Genomic DNA, 19,262 nt, shown 5'->3' on the forward strand with positions numbered 1-19,262 from the left:
TGGGCGATCGCAAATAACTTCCAGGTAGCGTGGTAACTGCTACAATGTTTCCCAACAAATCGAAGAACTCAAGGCCATAACCTGTTTCTAGTCCCTCGACGAGTGCTATTGATTTACCAGTCCTCGCAGTTCCTTAATGTCGATGTGGATTCCTTGACGTTTCAGATATTGGCTCAAGTTAATCTGGATGAATAAATCTTTGAGTTCTTCAGCAATCTCTGCCGGGGGATTGCCAGATAACGCAGTTGCAATTAGACGTTCTGCCATTCGTAATTCGCCACATTCAATCGCTAAAGATGCTGCGCTGCGGTGAAGCACAGAACGAGTGGGCTCAGCATCAAGGGCGTTAGCGATTAAGGCTGCAGCCTGAGTTTCTTGTTCAAAGGCTTGGCGCGTCAATTGTGCAGCCAACTCCAACGCACCTCTTAAGCTGGCGACTGCCGCTGCTTCGGCTAAATCCATTGCTTGTTTGTGGAGCGATTCAATCTGGCTCATTGGAGTACGGTTCCTTCAGGATTTTGCTTGGCACTAATAATAGAAATCGGTCGGCTGAACTCTACTACAATGATATACGCTGGCAAGCCTTGTGCGTCTGAGGCGCGGGTTTGTTCAGTTTTCAGCTTGACTCTAGTATTGATTTGACTTTGATTGCCTTTGCGAATTCCAGAAACCTCTAGCCGAGCCATTCGCTCAAATGGCAGTGTGGTAGCTGAATTTTGACTTCCTAACCAATAGTCAAATCCAGTTCCTTTGCGAGAGCGTTCAATGACTGTGAGATTTGTTAATTGCAAAATTAACAGGAATGCGATTCCATAAGCAGCCTGCTCGGTAGTATATTCTTGGTCATTCCAACATCGTCGGGTTTGCTCGGTGACTGGCTGCCAATCTAACTTGAATTTGGCAGAAAATTCTCCCTCAACTTTAAGTGTTACTCCTGGTTGGTGAGCTTCATCGGTTAGACAAATCGCACCTGCTTCTGCGATCGCGGCTCCAAAGGCAGGTGTAATCGCAGGGAGTCCCTGGCTAAGGCTTTGTAAGTTTAAGATTTGAATCTGGCTCAAAGCGACGTTGCTCTATGGAAAGTAGATATTCAATTTTACTCTCAGTTGCGACAATTTGAGTAGATCGCCACTATTTTTAGACGATCGCCTTCCTCGACTTGGGGTCATCATCGCGATTGTACTATTTCCTCTACTTACGCAGCAAAACTATTAACCAGTCTAACTGTAGGTCTGTCTGCACTTGTGGGCGATCGCAAATAACTTCCAGGTAGCGTCGCAACTGCTACAGTGTTTCCCAACAAATTGAAGAACTCAATGCTATAACCTGTTTCTAGTCCTTCAACGTGATGCTGTTCAACAACTGTACCGATATCGCCAGCATCAAGTCCTTCTTCTGGAAAGTTGCATAGCAAAATGACATTTGAATAAAGTTGATAATTCATATTTTACTCTAAGTACGCTCGTCGCATCAATCGCGTTTTCCCGGTATAATTTCAGTTTCGCCGTCACAGGAAAGTTCACTACAGTTATTATTTGATACGCTTTTTCATATTTATTGAGTAGTCTAGACCTCCTATTACGCAAGTTAGTCCTATCAATATAAAAAAAATACCATCTATATAGCGTATGCCTCTTCTATCTTCTTCAATCATTAGATTTTGTTCTGCCTCTCGATTATTTAAGAAAAACGCTTTTATTCGCTTTACTATCGATTGCTTACGCCATTTATTTGACATTCTGCCAACAGATTCGTAAAAAGGCATAAGAATAATTTCACCTTTTTGAGTTAGTAGACGAATTTGCTGACCATCGTCAATAAATTCGATTTTTTGTATTTCATTGGTTTGCCATGTTTTTGTGGAAATCTTGCCCAGCCAGTCCACTCTTGTTAGCTCGCATATTCCTTGTTCAGACTCCGCTCGTTGACATATCAACTTACTCATCTGTGCCGTTGCAACAGATACTGTACCTATTAGGAAAAAAGGTAGACTAATAGCTAGCCCAATAAGCCAGGGATGTTTTTTAAAGGTGATGTTCATATAAATGATATCTCACCTTTCGCGTTACAGGACTGCCATGCGCTCTCACTACAAGTTTTTGACTCTTTGCCAGTCGATCGATTGTACCTGAAATTTATCAATTGCTCCATAACAGACCTTATAAAGGTAAATATGCAATACGATTAACCCAGTCTTCTGCTTCAGATGTTTGCCATATCTTGATTAGATGGTTGATTGCTTCGCCTATTGGGAAACTTTGTAACACAATAATCACTCCCGAACTGGTTTGAGTCGCTGCAAATTCAGCAAAGTATCTTGGCATAGTTCTTTTGTCGTGAGAAACGAGAACTCTACCGTCTTGGGCTACAAAATTTAAGACTTCCAAATCAGTCAAACCAGTTAAATTTGATAGGTTTGATGTTTGAAAATCAAGAGTTGGTTCGCGTCTCACAATACCCATTACAATCGCTTGGTTCAAATCAGCATCTGCTTGAAAGCGAATTTTCATAACTAGCTGGTGCGATCGGTGTATAGTTTTTGATAAAGTAATGAATTACTTTCCCTTGCTTGCTGTCTCAAGGTTTCAAATAGTTGTTCTCCCTCGAATAAATAAGCATCAATAGCTGTGCGGTTAGCAAGATAAAAAGAAATCCCACCATAAACTTCTTCTAGTGTTAGCACAGGGAATGATTGAACGATACTTTCAGGGGATTGTCCCGCCAGGAAAGCATAGACAATTGAATCTAAAGAAACGCGCTTCCCCAGGATGCGGTAGCAACCATCTTGTTCTTCAACGTACTGTTTTGCTGTTAATATTGCTGCACTCATAGTTTACCTACTTTCATGCTCATTACTCGTTCCCAAACAGAGCCAATTGGTGACAACTTAAGACTGAAACCCACAATAAATGTCGCTTTTAGGCAAAGTCTAGATCCCCCTAAATCCCCCTTAAGAAGGGGGACTTTGAAAGAACGCTCTTGTCCCCTTCTAGATCCCCCTAAATCCCCCTTAAGAAGGGGAGTAGGGGTTGACTTTGAGAAGATTTCTTGTCCCCCCCTTATTAAGGGGGGTTAGGGGGGATCTAGACTTCGACACAAACAAGAAAGACCCTTGCTACATCAGTAGAATTCTATCGCAGAACCCTAGCTACCCCCAATTCGGGCCACATCGCGAGCGTTTTCTTCAAACGCAGCCGTCAGCGCATCATCACCGCTTAAACCCGATGCGATCGCCCTTTCAATAGCCTGCAACACCCGCTTGTAATCGCGCGGCATCACCTTCACAAACACCGGCACCATCTCATCCCAATTTGCCAAAACCTTCGACGCTTTCGCACTTCCAGTCAAATCAACATGAGTTTGAAGCATCAGCCGCAAATCAGCAATCTCCTCAACATCCTCCAATTTTTCCAAATCCACCATCGACATATTGCAGCGAGTAGCAAAATCCCCCGCCTCATCCAAAATATAAGCAACACCGCCACTCATACCCGCTGCAAAATTGCGCCCGGTTTCACCCAAAACTACAACCTTGCCGCCAGTCATGTACTCGCAACCGTGATCGCCCACACCTTCAACTACTGCATTCACGCCGGAGTTACGCACCCCAAAACGTTCGCCCGCCATCCCCCGGATGAAAACGTCACCAGCGGTGGCTCCGTAAAGCACCACGTTGCCGACAATCACATTTTCCTCTGCGACAAAGGTAGAAGCCGGCGACGGATACAAGATGATTTTGCCGCCGCTGAGGCCCTTGCCCAAATAGTCGTTGGCCTCGCCTTCGAGCTCTAGGGTGACTCCCTTGGGTACAAATGCGCCAAAGCTTTGTCCCGCGCTACCTTGGAAGTGCAGGTGTACCGTGTCATCGGGTAAACCTTCCCAGTGGCGTTTGGTGATTTCGTTGCCGAGAATTGTGCCGACAACGCGGTTGATGTTGGTAATCGGCAGTTTGGCGTGCACTTTTTCGCCGTTTTCGATCGCACCTTTGCACAAATCCAACAACACAGTCATATCCATCGACTTTTCCAACCCGTGATCCTGCGCCATCTGACAGTAGCGCCCGACATCCGCCCCAACATCCGGCTGGTAAAGGATTTTCGAGAAATCCAAACCCTTGGCCTTCCAATGCGCCACCGCTTGCTGAGGTTCCAAAACGTCGGTACGCCCCACCATTTCATTCAGCGTGCGGAAACCCAACTGCGCCATAATTTCCCGGACTTCCTGCGCGACGAAGGTCATAAAGTTTACCGTGTGATCCGGATCGCCGGTAAAGTTTTTCCGCAGCAGCGGATCTTGGGTTGCAACACCCACCGGGCAAGTGTTCAGGTGACATACGCGCATCATGATGCAGCCCAATGTCACCAGCGGCGCGGTAGCAAATCCGAATTCCTCCGCACCAAGCAAGGCAGCAATTGCTACATCGCGACCGGTTTTCATTTGTCCGTCGGTTTCGACAACAATCCGGCTGCGGAGATTATTGAGTACCAAAGTCTGGTGAGTTTCGGCCAATCCCAACTCCCAAGGTAATCCCGCGTGTTTGATCGAAGTCTGCGGCGAAGCGCCCGTACCGCCGTCGTAGCCGGAGATGAGCACGACATCGGCGTGGGCCTTCGCAACCCCAGCGGCGATCGTCCCGACTCCCACTTCCGACACCAATTTGACGCTAATCCGCGCTTCCCGGTTGGAATTTTTCAAGTCGTGGATCAATTCGGCCAAATCTTCGATCGAATAAATGTCGTGGTGAGGAGGAGGCGAAATCAAACCCACACCAGGAGTCGAATTCCGTACTTTCGCAATCCACGGGTATACTTTTTTACCAGGCAACTGTCCGCCTTCTCCGGGTTTTGCCCCTTGCGCCATCTTGATTTGCAGTTCCCGCGCTTGGGAAAGGTACAAGCTGGTAACGCCGAAACGCCCGGAAGCAACTTGTTTGATCGCGCTGTTTTTCGAGTCGCCGCGATCGTTTGTCCAAGTATATCTTTCCGGATCTTCGCCACCTTCACCGGTGTTCGATTTACCACCAATGCGGTTCATCGCTACAGCCAAAGATTCGTGGGCTTCTTGGGAAATCGAACCGTAACTCATCGCCCCAGTTTTGAAGCGTTTGAGAATAGATTCCACGGGTTCGACTTCCTCAATCGGGATTGATTCCCGCTGCTTGAATTGCAACAAACCGCGCAAGGTAAAATGCTGCTGGTTTTGTTCGTTAACCAGCCCAGAATACTGTTTGAAAAGCGTATAACTGCCCTCGCGCACCGACTTTTGCAGCGCGTGAATTGTCTGCGGGCTAAACAAATGCGCCTCGCCTTCTTTCCGCCACTGATATTCGCCGCCGACATCGAGAGTATGTCCGCTGCTGGGGCGTTCTGGGAAGGCGTGGGTGTGGCGCAAAATTGCTTCTTGGGCGATGACTTCCAAGTCTACACCTTCAATCCGGGAAGCTGTCCAAGCAAAGTATTTATCGACTACGGATTTGTTCAAGCCAATTGCTTCAAAAATCTGCGCGCCACGGTAACTTTGAATTGTCGAAATCCCAATTTTCGAGGCAACTTTCGTCACGCCTTTGGTGGCGGCTTTGATGTAGTTTTTGCAAGCTGTTTTGTAATCGACATTTAGCAGCAAACCTTGTTGGATCGAATCGGCGATCGTCTCGAAGGCCAAATACGGATTAATTGCACCGCAGCCGTAGCCGATTAAAGTTGCAAAGTGGTGCACTTCTCGCGGTTCGCCGGATTCGAGAACGAGTCCCGCCCGCGTGCGCGTACCTTGGCGGATCAAGTGGTGGTGGAGGCCCGCAACCGCCAGCAGCGCCGGAATTGGGGCTTTGTCTGGACTGATACCCCGATCGCTCAAAATGATGATATTCACCCCAGAGGCGATCGCGCTGTCTGCTGCTGCAAAAACCTCTTCTAAGGCTTGTTCTAGACCTTTCACACCGCTTTTGGGGTCAAACAAAATCGGTACGGTGACGGACTTGAAATTGCCCTCATTTACGTGTTGGAGCTTAGCTAATTCTTCATTGCTGAGAATTGGCGTTTTCAGTTCAATCAAATGGCAGCTTTCCGGTTCTGGTTTGAGCAAATTGCGTTCAGCGCCGATCGTAGTTTCGGCAGAAGTTACAATTTCTTCGCGGATAGAATCGATCGGCGGATTGGTAACTTGAGCAAACAGTTGCTGGAAGTATTCGTAAAGCAGCTTTGGTCGGTTCGACAAAACAGCTAGCGGCGTATCTGCACCCATTGCACCGACAGCTTCCACGCCGTTTGTTGCCATTGGCGCTAACAGCAACCGCAGTTCTTCAAAGGTGTAGCCAAAGGCCATTTGGCGCTGGATCAATGTTTCGGGGTCGGATTCTGCGACTGCTGGCGCATCTGGGAGTTTGGCAATCTCGACCATGTGCTGGTCAATCCACTGGCGGTACGGGTGTTCTGTGGAAATTTTGGTTTTGATTTCTTCATCAGAAACGATGCGGCCTTCCTCAGTATTTACTAGGAACAGCCGCCCCGGTTGCAGGCGGCCTTTTGATAGGATTCTTTCTGGGGCGATCGGCAAAACTCCGGCTTCGGATGCCATAATTACTAAGTCGTCTTTGGTGACGCAGTAGCGGGAAGGGCGCAAACCGTTGCGATCGAGCACAGCGCCGATCGATGTACCATCGGTAAATGCGATCGAAGCCGGGCCGTCCCAAGGTTCCATCAAGCAGGAATGGTATTCGTAGAAAGCTTTTTTCTCGTCACTCATGGACTCGTGGGCCGTCCAAGGTTCGGGAATCATCATCATTACGGCGTGGGGTAAAGAACGCCCGGCCAAATATAGCAATTCTAAAGCGTTGTCAAAGATTGTCGAGTCGCTACCTTCGATGTTGATTAAGTTCGGGATTTTCTTTAAATCGTCTCCGAACAACTCCGACTCGAACAAGGATTGCCGCGCGTGCATCCAGTTGATGTTGCCGCGCATGGTGTTGATTTCGCCGTTGTGGGCGATGTACCGGTAAGGGTGCGATCGTTCCCAACTCGGAAAAGTATTGGTGCTGAAGCGCGAGTGAACTAGGGCTAGAGCGCTTTCCATGTCGGGGTCGTGGAGGTCGGGATAGTAATCGCCGACTTGCACGGGCATTAACATTCCTTTGTAGACGATCGTCCGGCAGGAGAGTGTGGAATTATACCAATAGGGGTCTACTTCCGTCCTGCGGATGGCGTTGTGAGCGCGTTTGCGGATCACGTACAGTTTCCGCTCGAAGGCAGCCTCGTCGATACCTGCGGCGCGCCGGAGGAACACTTGCTGCATGAAGGGTTCGCTAGATTTGGCGGTGTCGCCGAGGGACGAGTTGTCCGTGGGCACATCGCGCCAGCCGAGCACTTCCTGGCCTTCTTCTGCCGCGATTTCCTCAAATATGCGCTGGCCGTTTTCGCGTTCCGTCTGATTTGGCGATGAGTAAATCGCGCCAACTCCGTACTCGCCGGCTTCTGGAAGTTCGATGTTGAGGGCCGCCGTTACTTTTTTCATGAATTTGTGCGGCACTTGCATCAAAATTCCCGCCCCGTCTCCGGTGTTGGGTTCGCAGCCGCAGGCCCCCCGGTGGTCGAGGTTCAGCAGGATTGTTAGTCCCTGTTCGACGATTTCGTGGGATTTGTTTCCTTTCATGTGTACGATGAACCCGACTCCGCAAGCGTCGTGCTCGAACTGCGGATCGTAAAGGCCTTGTTTTGCTGGCAGTCCGTTGCTATTCATTTGGATAAGTCTCTCAAAGTGATCAAAAAATTGCGATCTAGAGCAGAGCGCGGGATGACGATCGATCTAGTATGATGTATTATATATAGATTTACTGTATTGGGTAGATGCAGGAAAAAATTATTGCTGGTGCGATCGATCGTGCAAAAATATTTATAACCGATGAGTTAAGTGTTAGGAACTCCGGGCTAAATATTTATGCTGAAAAAATATCTAATTATTAGCGCGTCTAGATTGGAATGATTTAACCGCAGAGAACGCAGAGAACACAGAGTCAGAGAAGAGAGAGAAATAATTAGGATGTCAACTGATACCAATTTTTTATGAGGCTGCATAGAATCTGATCTCCCTGGCACCCCCCTTAATAAGGGGAGTAGGGGGTGGGACAAGATTCTTCTCAAAGTCCCCCTTCTTAAGGGGGATTTAGGGGGATCGAAATATATGCAACTTCACATTAAATTGGTATGACATCTTGCATCATTGTCAAAATAGCATTAAACGTATTCAGGAAACATTTTTATGAGCAGGCAAAAAATACTCTTAGATCCGGTTTTACCGACAGAAGAAGAAACAATAGCTATCAAGTTGTTGGATAAAATGCTATCTCTCAAGATAGAAAATGGTGATTCTGAGACATTCAAAGTAAAACTTGTGGAAGTGGGCGGGGAAGAAATCGCACTTCCTGAATCTCTCTATCAATTGTTGTGTCAAGCTGCACATTTGATGGCGGCTGGTAAAGCAGTATCTTTAGTGCCAATTGAGCAAGATATGACTGTTGAAGCAACTGCTAGTTTGCTGAATGTGTCGCCAGAATTTGTGATGAAATTGCTCGATGATGGGGAAATTGCCTATGGAAAAGTAGGAAACCAGCGGCGGATTAGTTTGGCAAGTGCGATCGCGTACAAACAGCAGCGTAGTGTTAAGCGCCGTGAAATTCTCAAGGAATTAGCTGAGTTTAGCCAGGAAGAGGAATTGCATGAGACCAGAGTATACAGCTAGCAGGTTGATTCCTTATCCTGTTGTTTTGGATTCCTGCGTGATATTTCCTATGCACTTGCGCGATACGCTATTTCGTGCTGCGGAGATTGGGTTGTATGATTTATATTGGTCGCAAGAAAATTTAGACGGTGCAACTCGCAATCTTATTAATACTGGAAGGATGAAAAGTGAGAGGGCGGCGCGTTTTGAGGCTGCACTTAAGGCAGCTTTTCCTAATGCAATGGTTGAAGTTCCAGAGAATTTGATTCAACAGATGACTAACGATCCAGGGATCGCCATGTCGCTGCGGCTGCGGTAGTTGCTAAAGCTCAAGTTATTGTTACATCCAACCTGAGAGATTTTCCACGAGAGTCTTTAAATCCTTGGGGAATTACAGCTATGCACCCCGATGTTTTTCTGAATCGTCTTTATGAGGTTGCACCGGATTTGATGGCTAATGTAGTCAGCAAACAAGTTGAGGATTTGAAAAATCCACCCCTGACTGTTGATGAATGACTTGTCAGGTTGAGGGAAGAAGTTCCGGTTTTTGCAGATAATATTCAACGCTATTATGAGAATATTTCGTAGGTTGTAGTTAAGGGCGATCGCTATGCACAAAAATTCCCACAGTTCGATATTGCGGTCATTGTTCTGCAAGCACCATCAAATCGCTTGGCAGATTTGAAGCTTTTATCTCCCAAAGTTTTAGCCATTTTAGCAATGGCAACCAGAGAACAAGTTATGATTGTCAGTGCACAGCTTTAAGCAATACATTCTCAGCGATTTTTCCCAACCGCTGAACAAGCTGATTATTAAAATGAATGGCGATGGTGACAATGCCGTTACCGAAGTTACCTATAAACCTGCAGAACAACGAGTTTACATTAACAAAACCCACTATTTTGAAGGCATCGTATCCGAAGTTTGGGAGTTTAAAATTGGCGCTTATCAGGTGTTGGGAAAATGGCTGAAAGACCGCAAAAAAGCCAAACGCACTTTATCCTTTGATGATGTGCTGCACTATCAAAAGGTGTGGTGGCGCTCAAAGAAACTATGCAAATGATGGTAGAAATAGAGCGACTGATTCCTGGTTTTCCGATAGAGTAAAGTTCAGGACTTACTGACTCCGACAAAGAAACCGGGTTTTTACCGAATCTGTGTACAGTAACGAAGTTTTTTTGTAAAAAACCCGGTTTATGGGGCTATGCGTAAGTCCTATTACGTTATAATTTAGCTAGAATATTCTATCTGTAAAAACGGGATAGTAAATAATGACACTCACCCAATTAAAAATCGATCTAGCCTCCTTAAATTCAGCCGATAAAGCAGCCGCTATAGAAATTTTACTTCAAACTTTAACCAACGGTTCTCTAGGCATTAAAAAGACTCCCGGCGTGTGTGGCGGCGATGCCTGTGTTGGCAATACTCGCATACCAGTTTGGTCACTGGTGTGCGATCGACGTTTAGGTGCTTCCGATGCTATCATCCTAGAATCATTTCCCGATCTAACCGCCGCTGACTTGGTAAATGCTTGGGCTTATGCTGATGCTTATCCAGAGGAAATTGAACAGGCAATTAAAGAAAATGATGAAGTTATGGAAGAAAGCAAGGTTTATTAAAAGTTGGCACGTTTTTACACAGATGAAAACTTCCCGCTACCAGTCGTAGAATTATTGCGGGCTTTGGGTCACGATGTATTAACAGCGAGGGAAGCAGGGAATGCAAATCTTCAAATTCCTGACGAAGATGTGTTAGCTTTTGCTGCAAGCAATTACCGAACAGTTTTAACGCGAAATCGCCGTCATTTCATGCGATTACACCTTCAAAACTCTGACCATAGTGGTATTGTTGTTTGCACGGAAGACCCGAATTTTAAAAGGCTGGCGACGCGAATTGATGATGCTATTTCTACCCTGGATACTTTGAGTGGTAAATTGATTCGAGTTAACCGTCCTTCGATGTAAAAAAAGCCGTAGCTTGCGGGGCCTGGGCGCGATCGCCCTTGTCAAATCTACAGCAATTGTGAGATTCTGTACGTAGCCTTGACTGCGTATAGAATCACAATTATGTTGAAATGCGTAAGTTCTGTGAAGAGTTGATGTAGATTGGTAAATTCGATCGCATACCGGGTGACAGTAGCTAGGGTAATTTTGCTATGGTTGTTAAGGCAGGTCGATCGGGCTGATAAGATTTCTCGGTAAAACTGTACAGTTCGCTAACTCGTCCGCGCGGGTGGGCTGCGATTGTAACAACAAATTAGCTGCCCTCAAAACCCAACGTCGTTTACCAAAGGATTCAGCAAGCAATCCTCAAGGAGTGAAAATCATGGTTCAAACTCAAGAAATTTCTCAAATATCTACTCTGCTGGCATCCGCAGCATCCAACGGAATAGCCGCTACAGAATTGCGCCCTTGGGGCTCGTTTACCACCCTAGAAGAAGGCCCTGGATATAAAATTAAGCGAATCGAAGTTAAACCCGGACACCGCCTCAGCCTGCAAATGCACCACCACCGCAGCGAACACTGGATCGTAGTTTGCGGTACCGCAAAAGTTACCTGTGGCGAAACAGAACAAGTTTTGTTTACAAATCAATCTACCTACGTTCCTCAGTGCATTTCTCACCGCTTGGAAAATCCAGGAGTTATCCCCCTGATTTTAATTGAAGTGCAGAATGGCGAATATCTCGGAGAAGATGATATTATCCGCTTTCAAGACGATTACGCCCGCACCGAAAAAGCCAAGTAACTGATTAACTGGTTATTTGTTATTTGTTGTTTGTTATTTGTTGTTTGTTATTCGCACCAATCAGTAACCAGTAACCAGTAACCAGTAACCAGTAACCAGTAACCAATAACCAGTAACCAATAACCAATAACCAGTAACCAATAACCAATAACTAATAACCAATCATGATTAATCTGAGCCCAACAGCAGTCACAGAAGTAAAGCGCCTCAAGTCAAAACATTCAAACCGCAATGCTTTATTTCGTCTGGGCGTAGAATCGAGCGGCTGCTCCGGTTTATCCTATACAATGGCATTTGACGATGCCGCAAGCCCAGAAGACACTGTATACGAGTCCGAGGGAATTCAAGTAGCGATCGACCCCCAGCACTTAAAATATCTCAATCAACTAACCTTAGATTATTCAGAAGACTTGATGGGCGGAGGTTTCCGGTTCCACAATCCCAATGCAGCCCAAAGCTGTAGCTGCGGCAACTCCTTTTCTGCAAAAGAATAATCAAACAGCAGTCAGTCGCAGATAATTCTTCAATCTCCAAGAAACCCCCAGCATTCACGACCAGATTTTCTTAAAATCATCTCCGTTTATCCGCGTTACATCTGCTGAAAATCTGCGGTTTTCAGAGTAAAATATCGCTCCAATATATCATCTCAAATCTAACATAGATTAACGTAACGCACCTGAAAAGAATCAGGAAAAATTAATATTATGATGACAGTCAAAGACTTAGAAAAAGTTCAAAAAACCTTCAAAGAAGCCGATCAAGATTACCAATTAGAATTAGAAAACGGGAAGATTATCATTGTGGGCCCATCAGATATTGTATCTAGCGAAATAGGTGTACTTTTCATTTGGCTGCTCGCCAATTGGGTTTATCCCCGCCGTTTGGGGCGAATTTTTGACTCCGCAGGCGGCTTTATTTTACCGGATGCTAACCTCACAGCACCCGATGTTTCTTTTGTGCGGGCCGCGCGTCTGAGGGAAAGTCCCCGTTATTTCGGAGAATTAGTCCCAGACTTGGTAGTAGAAATTAAATCACAGAGCGATCGCATTAAACCGCTAGAAAAAAAGCTCCTGAATTTTATCCAACTAGGAGCGCAAGTAGGAATTTTGATCGATCCAGACGAACAAACTGTTACAGTTTACCGTCAGGAATGCGAACCAATTGTATTGGGAAACGAAGATGTTTTAACAGTAGCCGAACTTTTTCCCGGTTGGGAATTGCCAATTTGTCAACTGTGGCCGCCAATTTTTACTGAAGCAGAAACTCAAGCATAATTTTGCATTTTAATATAAGTAATTTGAACGAACCGCGAAGACGCAAAGGACGCGAAAGAAGAGAATAGAAATTCTTTGTTAGCAAATTTGGGAGAAGCGCTAGAAAAAAACTGCGGCCACAGCATCAAAGCTTCCTATCTTTCCGCCTTTCATATTGCTAAAAAAATCTAACGCTTTTTCTCTTTTCTTCCTTCGCGTCCTTTGCGTCTTCGCGGTTTATAAAAAAAATCAAAGTCCCGCCAAAATTTCTATATACAATTAACACGCCAAACAGTACAATTTGAGGTTAATTTAAAAATAGTTAATTAATGAAACTGAGAACTCGCAAATTATGGCTCGGTATAATATTTTGTAGCTTTAACCCGATCGCCCCCAGCATAACCCCCAGCATAGCCCAAATCGTCCCCGACACCACGCTACCAGTCAATTCTACCGTGACAGTCAGCGGCAAAAACAGCTCGATAGAGGGCGGCACGACAGCCGGAAGCAATCTATTTCACAGTTTTCGAGAATTTTCGGTTTTGACGGGAAACACGGCTGTTTTCAACAATTCCGCAGACATTCAAAATATTTTTACCCGCGTTACCGGCGGCTCGATTTCTAATATTGACGGCGAGTTGAAAGCTAACGGTACTGCAAATCTATTTTTGCTCAATCCTAACGGGATTATTTTTGGCCCGAATGCTTCGTTAAATATTGGCGGTTCGTTTTTGGCGACTACGGCGAATGCTGTAGATTTTGGCGGTGGGGCGAATTTCTCTGCGACTTTTCCTCGACAAAATACGCCTTTGTTAATCGTTAGCGTGCCTCTGGGCCTGCAATACGGACAGTCTTCTGGAAGTATAGTAAATCGATCGACCGACGGATTGCAAGTGCGATCGGGCAACAGTCTGATACTTGCCGGCGGCGATGTGAGATTGGAAGGCGGAGTTTTACTCGCTCCCGGCGGTAGAGTAGAACTCGCAGCCGTTGCTGGCTCTGGAACTGTGCCGCTCAACTTCCTCGGTAACAATGTGAGTTTAGTTTTTCCCACCGGCATCGAAAGAGGCGATATATCTCTGACAAAGGAGGCGGGAATCAACGTGCGCGCAGCAGGCGGCGGGAATGTTATTGTCAACGCTCACAACTTCAACGCTTCAGAAGGCAGCACAGTGCGGGCGGGAATCAATCTAGGGCTGGGTGCGGCGGGCGCTAGAAGTGGAGATATTTATGTTAGCGCGTTGGGTGCGATCGCGATCGACGGTGAAGGCACATTTCTTTCTAATGCAGTGCTGTCAGACGCTACAGGCACCGGCGGCGATGTCAACCTCACAGCCAACTCGCTTTCTGTCACCAACGGCGGTCAAATATACGCCGGGACTTACGGGCGGGGAGATGCCGGCAACGTCAATATTAACCTCAGCGGTGCAGCCTCCTTTGATGAAATCGGCGACGGCATTTCCAGCGGTGCGTACAGTCGGGTGGAAGAAGCAGCCGCAGGAAACGGAGGCAATGTCAATCTCACAGCAGCCTCGCTTTCGATAACTAATGGGGCTGCCCTGCAAGCCAGCACCTACGGACGCGGGAATGTCGGCAGCGTCAACGTTAACGTCGCCGATACAGTGATTTTGGATGGGACGAGTTCCGAAACCGAGGTTTTCTCCAGCGGTATCTACAACCGAGTGGAGACATCCGACAGCGCAGTCGGTCAGGGTGGTAGCATTAATATCGCCGCGGGTTCGCTGTTTTTGACTAATGGTGCTGTGATTACTGCTAGCACCGGCGCCCGGGGCAATGCTGGAAATCTAACGGTGACAGTCCGCGACGGCATTACCTTGGATGGTATCGGTCGATTCTCGTCGGCTTTGGGAGTTGGACAGTCCAGCGGTTTGTACAGCAGTGTCAAAGACACAGCAGTTGGAGAAGGCGGCAATATTCGCGTCAGTGCTAATTCGCTGTCGGCGACAAACGGTGCTGTTGTGATTGCCAATACTTTTGGTGTCGGCAACGGCGGCAGTATTCAAATTAATGTTAATTCTGTCAATCTGGCGGGTGTTGATTCTGGCGGACAGTCTAGCGGCATATTTACGCCGACTGAACCAAGTGCGATCGGCAACGCCGGAGAAATTACAATTAATTCTGATATGTTGCGGCTGGCTGACGGCGCTGTTGTCAGTTCCGCAACTCTCAATTCCAGCAGCGGCGGCAATATTGCGATTAATGCCCGCACCTTGGAACTCGTTAACGGCGCACAAGTGTTGACTACTGCTAACCGCAGCGGCAGTGCGGGAAATATTCAGTTGAACGTTTCTGAAAGTATAAGCCTTTCTGGGAGCGATCGCACTTTTGGCGATCGACTCAATAGATTCGGTCAAGATTTAGTTAGCAACTCCGGTGCTGCTAGCGGAATTTATGCCAATACATCTGAAAATTCTACAGGTGCAGGCGGCACTTTAACCGTTCAAACCAGGCAATTAACTGTCCGAGATGGCGCAGCAGTTACTGTCAGTGCCGACGGCAAAGGCGCAGCAGGAAATTTAACAATTGCGGCCGACTCAATTCGTTTAGATAGCGGCGCAATTAAAGCCACAACCCAAGCCGGCAATTTCGGCAACATCACCTTGCAAGCACCGGATTTGCAACTGCAGGGTAACAGTCAAATTACTACTAACGCCTTCGGTACTGCCACCGGCGGCAATATCGATATTAACACCAAGTTTTTAATTGCTAAGGAAAATAGCGACATCCGCGCCAACGCAGTCCGAGGCCGAGGCGGGAATATTATCATTACTGCCGAAGGCATTTTTCAATCTTTAGACAGCGACATCGACGCCAGTTCAGAATTAGGAATTGACGGCAATGTCGAACTCAGAACACCCGATACTGACCCCGTAAAAGGATTAAATCAACCAGAAATCCTCGGAGTTCCCCCGGCACCTGCACAAACTTGTCAAACTAGAGGCCAAAGGACAAGTCGGTTTGTCATCACCGGGCGCGGCGGTTTGCCCCCTAGTCCCAGGGAACGAGTCAGCAGCGAGCATAATTTTGAGGCAGTGAAGGAGCTGATTGTGGAGGCTCAAGGCTGGATAATTAATGCTAAGGGGGAGATTGAATTGGTGGCTAATTCGGCTGCTGTTGTTCCTTACAGCCCTGGGAGAGCGCCTGTTTGCCACTGAATAGCGCGCGATCGATTTTGTGCGGCGGGCTTTGAGCAAGGCCCTAAAAACGCTGTTTCTTTTGATCTCATTGTCGATCCTAAGTGAACAGTATTGTAAAAAAGCGGACGGTCGTCCGCACTGCGAACCAATCAATTTTAGACCGGACAGGATTTAAGACCGTTTCCCTCCCGGTATCGCCGCTCAATTCACCGCCGGAACTGTTGATTCTACCGGTCGAATAATTGCCGGTTTATTAGTAGATTTTTCTTGAAAAACTGCCTTGAGTGCCAAGTCTAGATTTTCGGCCATAACAATGCGGTTTTCGTAGGCAACAATAACTCTGACTAAAGTTGGCAAACTATTGCGCTCCGCTTCTAAATAAAGAGGTTCTACGTACAGCAAAGATTGTTCGATTGGAATTACTAATAAATTTCCTTGAATTGCTTTTGAACCCTGACGATTCCAGAGAGATATTTGTTCGGAAATAACCGGGTCTTGATTGATTAATGCTTCTATTTGTTCCGGCCCGTAAACTAATCGCTGTTTGGGAAACTGGTATAACAGCAATTTTCCGTAATTTTTGTCGTCCGATCGCCCTGCAATCCAAGCAATTAAATTGTTGCGACCTACTGGTGTAAACGGCAGCAGCAAAATAAACTCTTCGGAAGTTTCCGTCGGCAGTTTCGTAATCAAATAGTACGGTGCTACCGCCTGCTGTTCGCTGCCGTAAATTTCCTTGGGAACTCGCCACAAATCCTCCCGATTGTAAAATACCTGTGGGTCTTCCATGTGATAAGTTAGCAAGCGTTCCGATTGAACGTTCAACAAATCTACTGGATACCTAATATGTTTGCGGATAGCCGGAGGCATTTTGTCAAGGGGTTTGAAGAGTCCGGGAAAGATCCGAATCCAACTTTTAATAATCGGATCGGAGGGATTCGCAACATAGAAGTCAACCGATCCGTGGTAAGCATCAATGACTACTTTTACTGAGTTGCGGATGTAGTTAAATTCATTTTGACCCGGATCGGAATACGGGTAGCGATCGCTCGCTGTATAGGCATCGATAATCCAGTAAAGATAGTTAGGAGGATCGTTATTATTAGTTTTTGAGGAAGAAGGCTGATTTTTTTGACGATTTTTAGCGTTGTTTTTTTCTATATCATTTTTACTCAAATTGGCGTTTGCTACTACCAAATACGGGTCGGAATCGTAGCGCAAAAAAGGAGCGATCGCCTGAACTCTTTGGTTAATGTTTCGGCGGTACAATAATTTAGTTTCGGGCGTAAAATTGCGAGTCAGCACCATTTGCCAATTTTTGAGATAATTAGCAAACAGCCAGCGCCGCCACAGAGAACCGATCGCAATTCCGCCTCTGCCGTTGTAATTGTTGTAAACATTTTCTTCGCCGCTGGGATAGTCGAATTCCTTGACTTGTGTGGGTGTCATCACGTTTGTATCTGTGAGGGCACCGTAGTAAATGCGCGGATAGCCGATCGGGAGACTCATCCGAATTCGATCGCTAGTTATATCTAAAGCAGTCTCTCCTTTCTCGGCTGGAACTCCAATATCTTTAACAAAATAATCGGGTAAACCGCCGACACCGACTGTGTTTACGGGAGAAAGAGTAAAGCCGTAACCGTGCGTGTACACCAGATGTTCGTTCACCCAAGTTTGAGCTTCCGGCGCAACTGCTGCATAATCTAGTTCCCGCGCCGCCAGAATTACTTGCTGGCTTTCAGTTTCTCCCTTTTTTGCGGTTTTCTTTTTGATTGTGTAGCGATCGATATCCGCATCAGGAAATGTATAATACGGTCTGATTTGCTGTAACTGTCGGTTGGTTTCCAGCAGCGGCCGCTTGTCCCACAGCCGGATGTTGCTAACAGTTAGTTGATTTCTTTCTAAGTCTTCATATGTAAGTTTACCGGCTGGATCGAAAGTTTTGATTTCAATTTTTTTGAGATCAAAAGCTTCTTGAGTAAAGGCAATGCTGCGCTTGATGTACGGCTGTTCTCGCGCTATTTCGTTTGGTCTGACTATAACTTGCTGCACAATTTTTGGCAGCAGCCAACCTCCCAAAACACTCAAAAATATCCACACTAAAATAATCTTTTTAATCAGTTTATTGGGAGTTTTGAATTGCCAAACCTGGTACAGCATCAAAAGTGCGATCGCCCCCGCCAACACGCTCAACAATCCGTAGACGGGCAGCCGCACCGTCACATCAGCGTAATTCGCTCCGTAGGTAACGTCTCCGCGCGAGTACATCAATGCGTAGCGCCCCAGGCAGTACCGGAGTGCGGTGGCTAGCATGAAAGCTGCACCTAAGCCGTACAAATGGCGCTGCTGCGATCGCGAAAACCCCAAAAATATACCTTTACTCAGGCTATCTCCCGACAGCAAATATGTTAAAGCACCAGAGACTAAACCGTACAAAAATACAACTGTCAGCCCTAAGCTTAGCAACTCTAAAATTGGAAAAATAAATACATAAAAGCTAATATTTTGGTTAAAAATAGGGTCGGTTGTATTAAAATCAGTAGGGTGGAAATATTGCAAAACATTTGTCCAGCGACTGACTGCAACAATCCCGATCGCCACACTGAGAAAAAGAGCGATCGCCCGCAGCCAAAAATCCGGCTTAATTGCCACAGCTAACATTGTCCCCAGCAGCAAGCCCAACTGCCACCACCCAGAAAATAGCTGTACCAGCCCTGGCTGGATTGACTCAATTCCTAACTTTACGGGCAGTGGAGGCATATTGCCCCCTATACCGAGATAGGTGAGGCTGTTGGCAGCTAACAGCCCGCAGTGAATTACTGTCAAAGTGGCGATCGAACTCAATCCGAATACCGCCAACAGCAGCCAATAAAAAGTAATTTGAGATTTAGCAACAGGTAATTCGTCGTAATTCTTCCCCGTTTTGTTCGCCCCCAGCGAAGCGAATAGCCCCGCCGCCCCCGGCGATTTGATTTCCTCAGCCGGATGTTGCAGGCGGCGCGCCAAAGCCAAATTTCCCAGCAAAAAGGCAGAAGAAACCGTAATTGCGATCGTCCCCAGCAACCCTTGAGTTGTCAGCTTTAACAGCAAAACCTGAAGATATCCCACTTCCTGAAACCAGAAAATTTCTGCCGCAATGCGAGAGGCTAACTCCAAAACCAGCCACAGCCCTACAAGCAATAAAATTAATTTATAAATTCGCTTAATAGTCATTAGTCATTAGTTGGGAAGAGTCATGAGTCATTAGTCATTAGTTGTTAGTCATTAGTCATTAGTTGTTAGTCATTAAACTTGTTCCCAGGCTCTGCCAGGGAACCGATATCCAGAGGCTCTGCCTAGGCTGTGTACTTTGTGGTATTTTTGAGAACAAAAGTTCATACAGTTTTAGTGTCCCAAC

At 46.5% G+C, this 19,262-nt stretch carries 17 protein-coding genes; 9 read left to right on the top strand and 8 right to left on the bottom strand.

From position 1 onward, the window contains the following. Window positions 1–105 precede the first annotated feature (105 nt). The 7 genes from QUB13_RS17770 to gltB all read right to left on the bottom strand — a co-directional run bounded on the left by QUB13_RS17770 (window position 106) and on the right by gltB (window position 7,731). Window positions 106–495, bottom strand: coding sequence for a hypothetical protein (locus tag QUB13_RS17770; protein WP_333382967.1), 390 nt, complete (start codon window positions 493–495; stop codon window positions 106–108). Beyond that, entirely contained in the window at window positions 492–1,061 is a 570-nt protein-coding gene (locus QUB13_RS17775; RefSeq protein ID WP_333382969.1) for a hypothetical protein, read from the bottom strand. Before QUB13_RS17775 ends, QUB13_RS17770 begins: the two co-directional genes overlap by 4 nt. A 134-nt stretch (window positions 1,062–1,195) precedes the next feature. After that, entirely contained in the window at window positions 1,196–1,444 is a 249-nt protein-coding gene (locus QUB13_RS17780) for a DUF4926 domain-containing protein (protein ID WP_333382971.1), read from the bottom strand. 87 nt (window positions 1,445–1,531) lie between these two features. Beyond that, window positions 1,532–2,041 (bottom strand): hypothetical protein, encoded by a 510-nt coding sequence (locus QUB13_RS17785; protein ID WP_333382973.1) that lies wholly within the window; start codon window positions 2,039–2,041, stop codon window positions 1,532–1,534. Between the two features lie 118 nt (window positions 2,042–2,159). Further along, window positions 2,160–2,510: a DUF5615 family PIN-like protein gene (locus tag QUB13_RS17790; protein ID WP_106150362.1), complete on the bottom strand. Its 351-nt coding sequence runs from the start codon at window positions 2,508–2,510 to the stop codon at window positions 2,160–2,162. Between the two features lie 2 nt (window positions 2,511–2,512). After that, window positions 2,513–2,830 (bottom strand): DUF433 domain-containing protein, encoded by a 318-nt coding sequence (locus QUB13_RS17795; protein ID WP_333382977.1) that lies wholly within the window; start codon window positions 2,828–2,830, stop codon window positions 2,513–2,515. 314 nt (window positions 2,831–3,144) lie between these two features. Beyond that, entirely contained in the window at window positions 3,145–7,731 is a 4,587-nt protein-coding gene (gltB, locus tag QUB13_RS17800; RefSeq protein WP_333382979.1) for a glutamate synthase large subunit, read from the bottom strand. Window positions 7,732–8,250: 519 nt separating this feature from the next. Here gltB and QUB13_RS17805 point away from each other — a divergent pair. From QUB13_RS17805 to QUB13_RS17845, 9 genes are all read left to right on the top strand, one after another. Beyond that, window positions 8,251–8,730, top strand: a complete 480-nt coding sequence (locus QUB13_RS17805; protein WP_333382981.1) for a helix-turn-helix domain-containing protein — start codon at window positions 8,251–8,253, stop codon at window positions 8,728–8,730. Continuing rightward, the gene (locus tag QUB13_RS17810) at window positions 8,708–9,028 is read left to right on the top strand and encodes a hypothetical protein (RefSeq protein WP_333382983.1); all 321 of its coding nucleotides are present in this window, start codon (window positions 8,708–8,710) and stop codon (window positions 9,026–9,028) included. The genes QUB13_RS17805 and QUB13_RS17810 overlap by 23 nt, the downstream gene beginning before the upstream one ends. Before the next feature lie 432 nt (window positions 9,029–9,460). Continuing rightward, window positions 9,461–9,772, top strand: a complete 312-nt coding sequence (locus tag QUB13_RS17815; RefSeq protein WP_333382995.1) for a type ISP restriction/modification enzyme — start codon at window positions 9,461–9,463, stop codon at window positions 9,770–9,772. A gap of 208 nt (window positions 9,773–9,980) precedes the next feature. Beyond that, a complete protein-coding gene (locus QUB13_RS17820; RefSeq protein ID WP_333382985.1) occupies window positions 9,981–10,328 on the top strand; it encodes a DUF433 domain-containing protein in 348 nt (115 codons plus the stop codon). Between the two features lie 3 nt (window positions 10,329–10,331). Continuing rightward, window positions 10,332–10,673 (top strand): DUF5615 family PIN-like protein, encoded by a 342-nt coding sequence (locus QUB13_RS17825; RefSeq protein WP_333382987.1) that lies wholly within the window; start codon window positions 10,332–10,334, stop codon window positions 10,671–10,673. Between the two features lie 361 nt (window positions 10,674–11,034). Then, on the top strand, window positions 11,035–11,454 hold the full coding sequence (locus tag QUB13_RS17830) for a phosphomannose isomerase type II C-terminal cupin domain (RefSeq protein WP_194012284.1): 420 nt from the start codon (window positions 11,035–11,037) through the stop codon (window positions 11,452–11,454). Between the two features lie 164 nt (window positions 11,455–11,618). Beyond that, a complete protein-coding gene (locus QUB13_RS17835; protein ID WP_333114014.1) occupies window positions 11,619–11,948 on the top strand; it encodes a HesB/IscA family protein in 330 nt (109 codons plus the stop codon). A gap of 213 nt (window positions 11,949–12,161) precedes the next feature. After that, window positions 12,162–12,728 carry a Uma2 family endonuclease gene (locus QUB13_RS17840; protein ID WP_333382998.1) on the top strand — a complete coding sequence of 189 codons (567 nt, stop codon included), beginning with the start codon at window positions 12,162–12,164 and terminating at the stop codon, window positions 12,726–12,728. Between the two features lie 308 nt (window positions 12,729–13,036). Further along, window positions 13,037–15,883, top strand: a complete 2,847-nt coding sequence (locus tag QUB13_RS17845; protein ID WP_333382989.1) for a two-partner secretion domain-containing protein — start codon at window positions 13,037–13,039, stop codon at window positions 15,881–15,883. A 183-nt stretch (window positions 15,884–16,066) separates the two neighbouring features. Here the strand turns inward: QUB13_RS17845 and QUB13_RS17850 are convergent, their stop codons facing one another. Continuing rightward, window positions 16,067–19,078 (bottom strand): UPF0182 family protein, encoded by a 3,012-nt coding sequence (locus tag QUB13_RS17850; protein ID WP_333382991.1) that lies wholly within the window; start codon window positions 19,076–19,078, stop codon window positions 16,067–16,069. Between the last annotated feature and the right edge of the window lie 184 nt (window positions 19,079–19,262).

The organism is Microcoleus sp. B4-D4 (genome assembly GCF_036705185.1).
GTDB lineage: Bacteria > Cyanobacteriota > Cyanobacteriia > Cyanobacteriales > Microcoleaceae > Microcoleus.

Excerpts from the sequence above, each read along its gene's own strand:
- QUB13_RS17770 (WP_333382967.1), bottom strand. The coding sequence starts at position 495 with ATGAGCCAGATTGAATCGCTCCACAAACAAGCAATGGATTTAGCCGAA.
- QUB13_RS17780 (WP_333382971.1), bottom strand. The coding sequence starts at position 1,444 with ATGAATTATCAACTTTATTCAAATGTCATTTTGCTATGCAACTTTCCA.
- QUB13_RS17785 (WP_333382973.1), bottom strand. The coding sequence starts at position 2,041 with ATGAACATCACCTTTAAAAAACATCCCTGGCTTATTGGGCTAGCTATT.
- QUB13_RS17790 (WP_106150362.1), bottom strand. The coding sequence starts at position 2,510 with ATGAAAATTCGCTTTCAAGCAGATGCTGATTTGAACCAAGCGATTGTA.
- QUB13_RS17795 (WP_333382977.1), bottom strand. The coding sequence starts at position 2,830 with ATGAGTGCAGCAATATTAACAGCAAAACAGTACGTTGAAGAACAAGAT.
- gltB (WP_333382979.1), bottom strand. The coding sequence starts at position 7,731 with ATGAATAGCAACGGACTGCCAGCAAAACAAGGCCTTTACGATCCGCAG.
- QUB13_RS17805 (WP_333382981.1), top strand. The coding sequence starts at position 8,251 with ATGAGCAGGCAAAAAATACTCTTAGATCCGGTTTTACCGACAGAAGAA.
- QUB13_RS17810 (WP_333382983.1), top strand. The coding sequence starts at position 8,708 with ATGAGACCAGAGTATACAGCTAGCAGGTTGATTCCTTATCCTGTTGTT.
- QUB13_RS17820 (WP_333382985.1), top strand. The coding sequence starts at position 9,981 with ATGACACTCACCCAATTAAAAATCGATCTAGCCTCCTTAAATTCAGCC.
- QUB13_RS17830 (WP_194012284.1), top strand. The coding sequence starts at position 11,035 with ATGGTTCAAACTCAAGAAATTTCTCAAATATCTACTCTGCTGGCATCC.
- QUB13_RS17835 (WP_333114014.1), top strand. The coding sequence starts at position 11,619 with ATGATTAATCTGAGCCCAACAGCAGTCACAGAAGTAAAGCGCCTCAAG.
- QUB13_RS17840 (WP_333382998.1), top strand. The coding sequence starts at position 12,162 with ATGACAGTCAAAGACTTAGAAAAAGTTCAAAAAACCTTCAAAGAAGCC.
- QUB13_RS17845 (WP_333382989.1), top strand. The coding sequence starts at position 13,037 with ATGAAACTGAGAACTCGCAAATTATGGCTCGGTATAATATTTTGTAGC.
- QUB13_RS17850 (WP_333382991.1), bottom strand. The coding sequence starts at position 19,078 with ATGACTATTAAGCGAATTTATAAATTAATTTTATTGCTTGTAGGGCTG.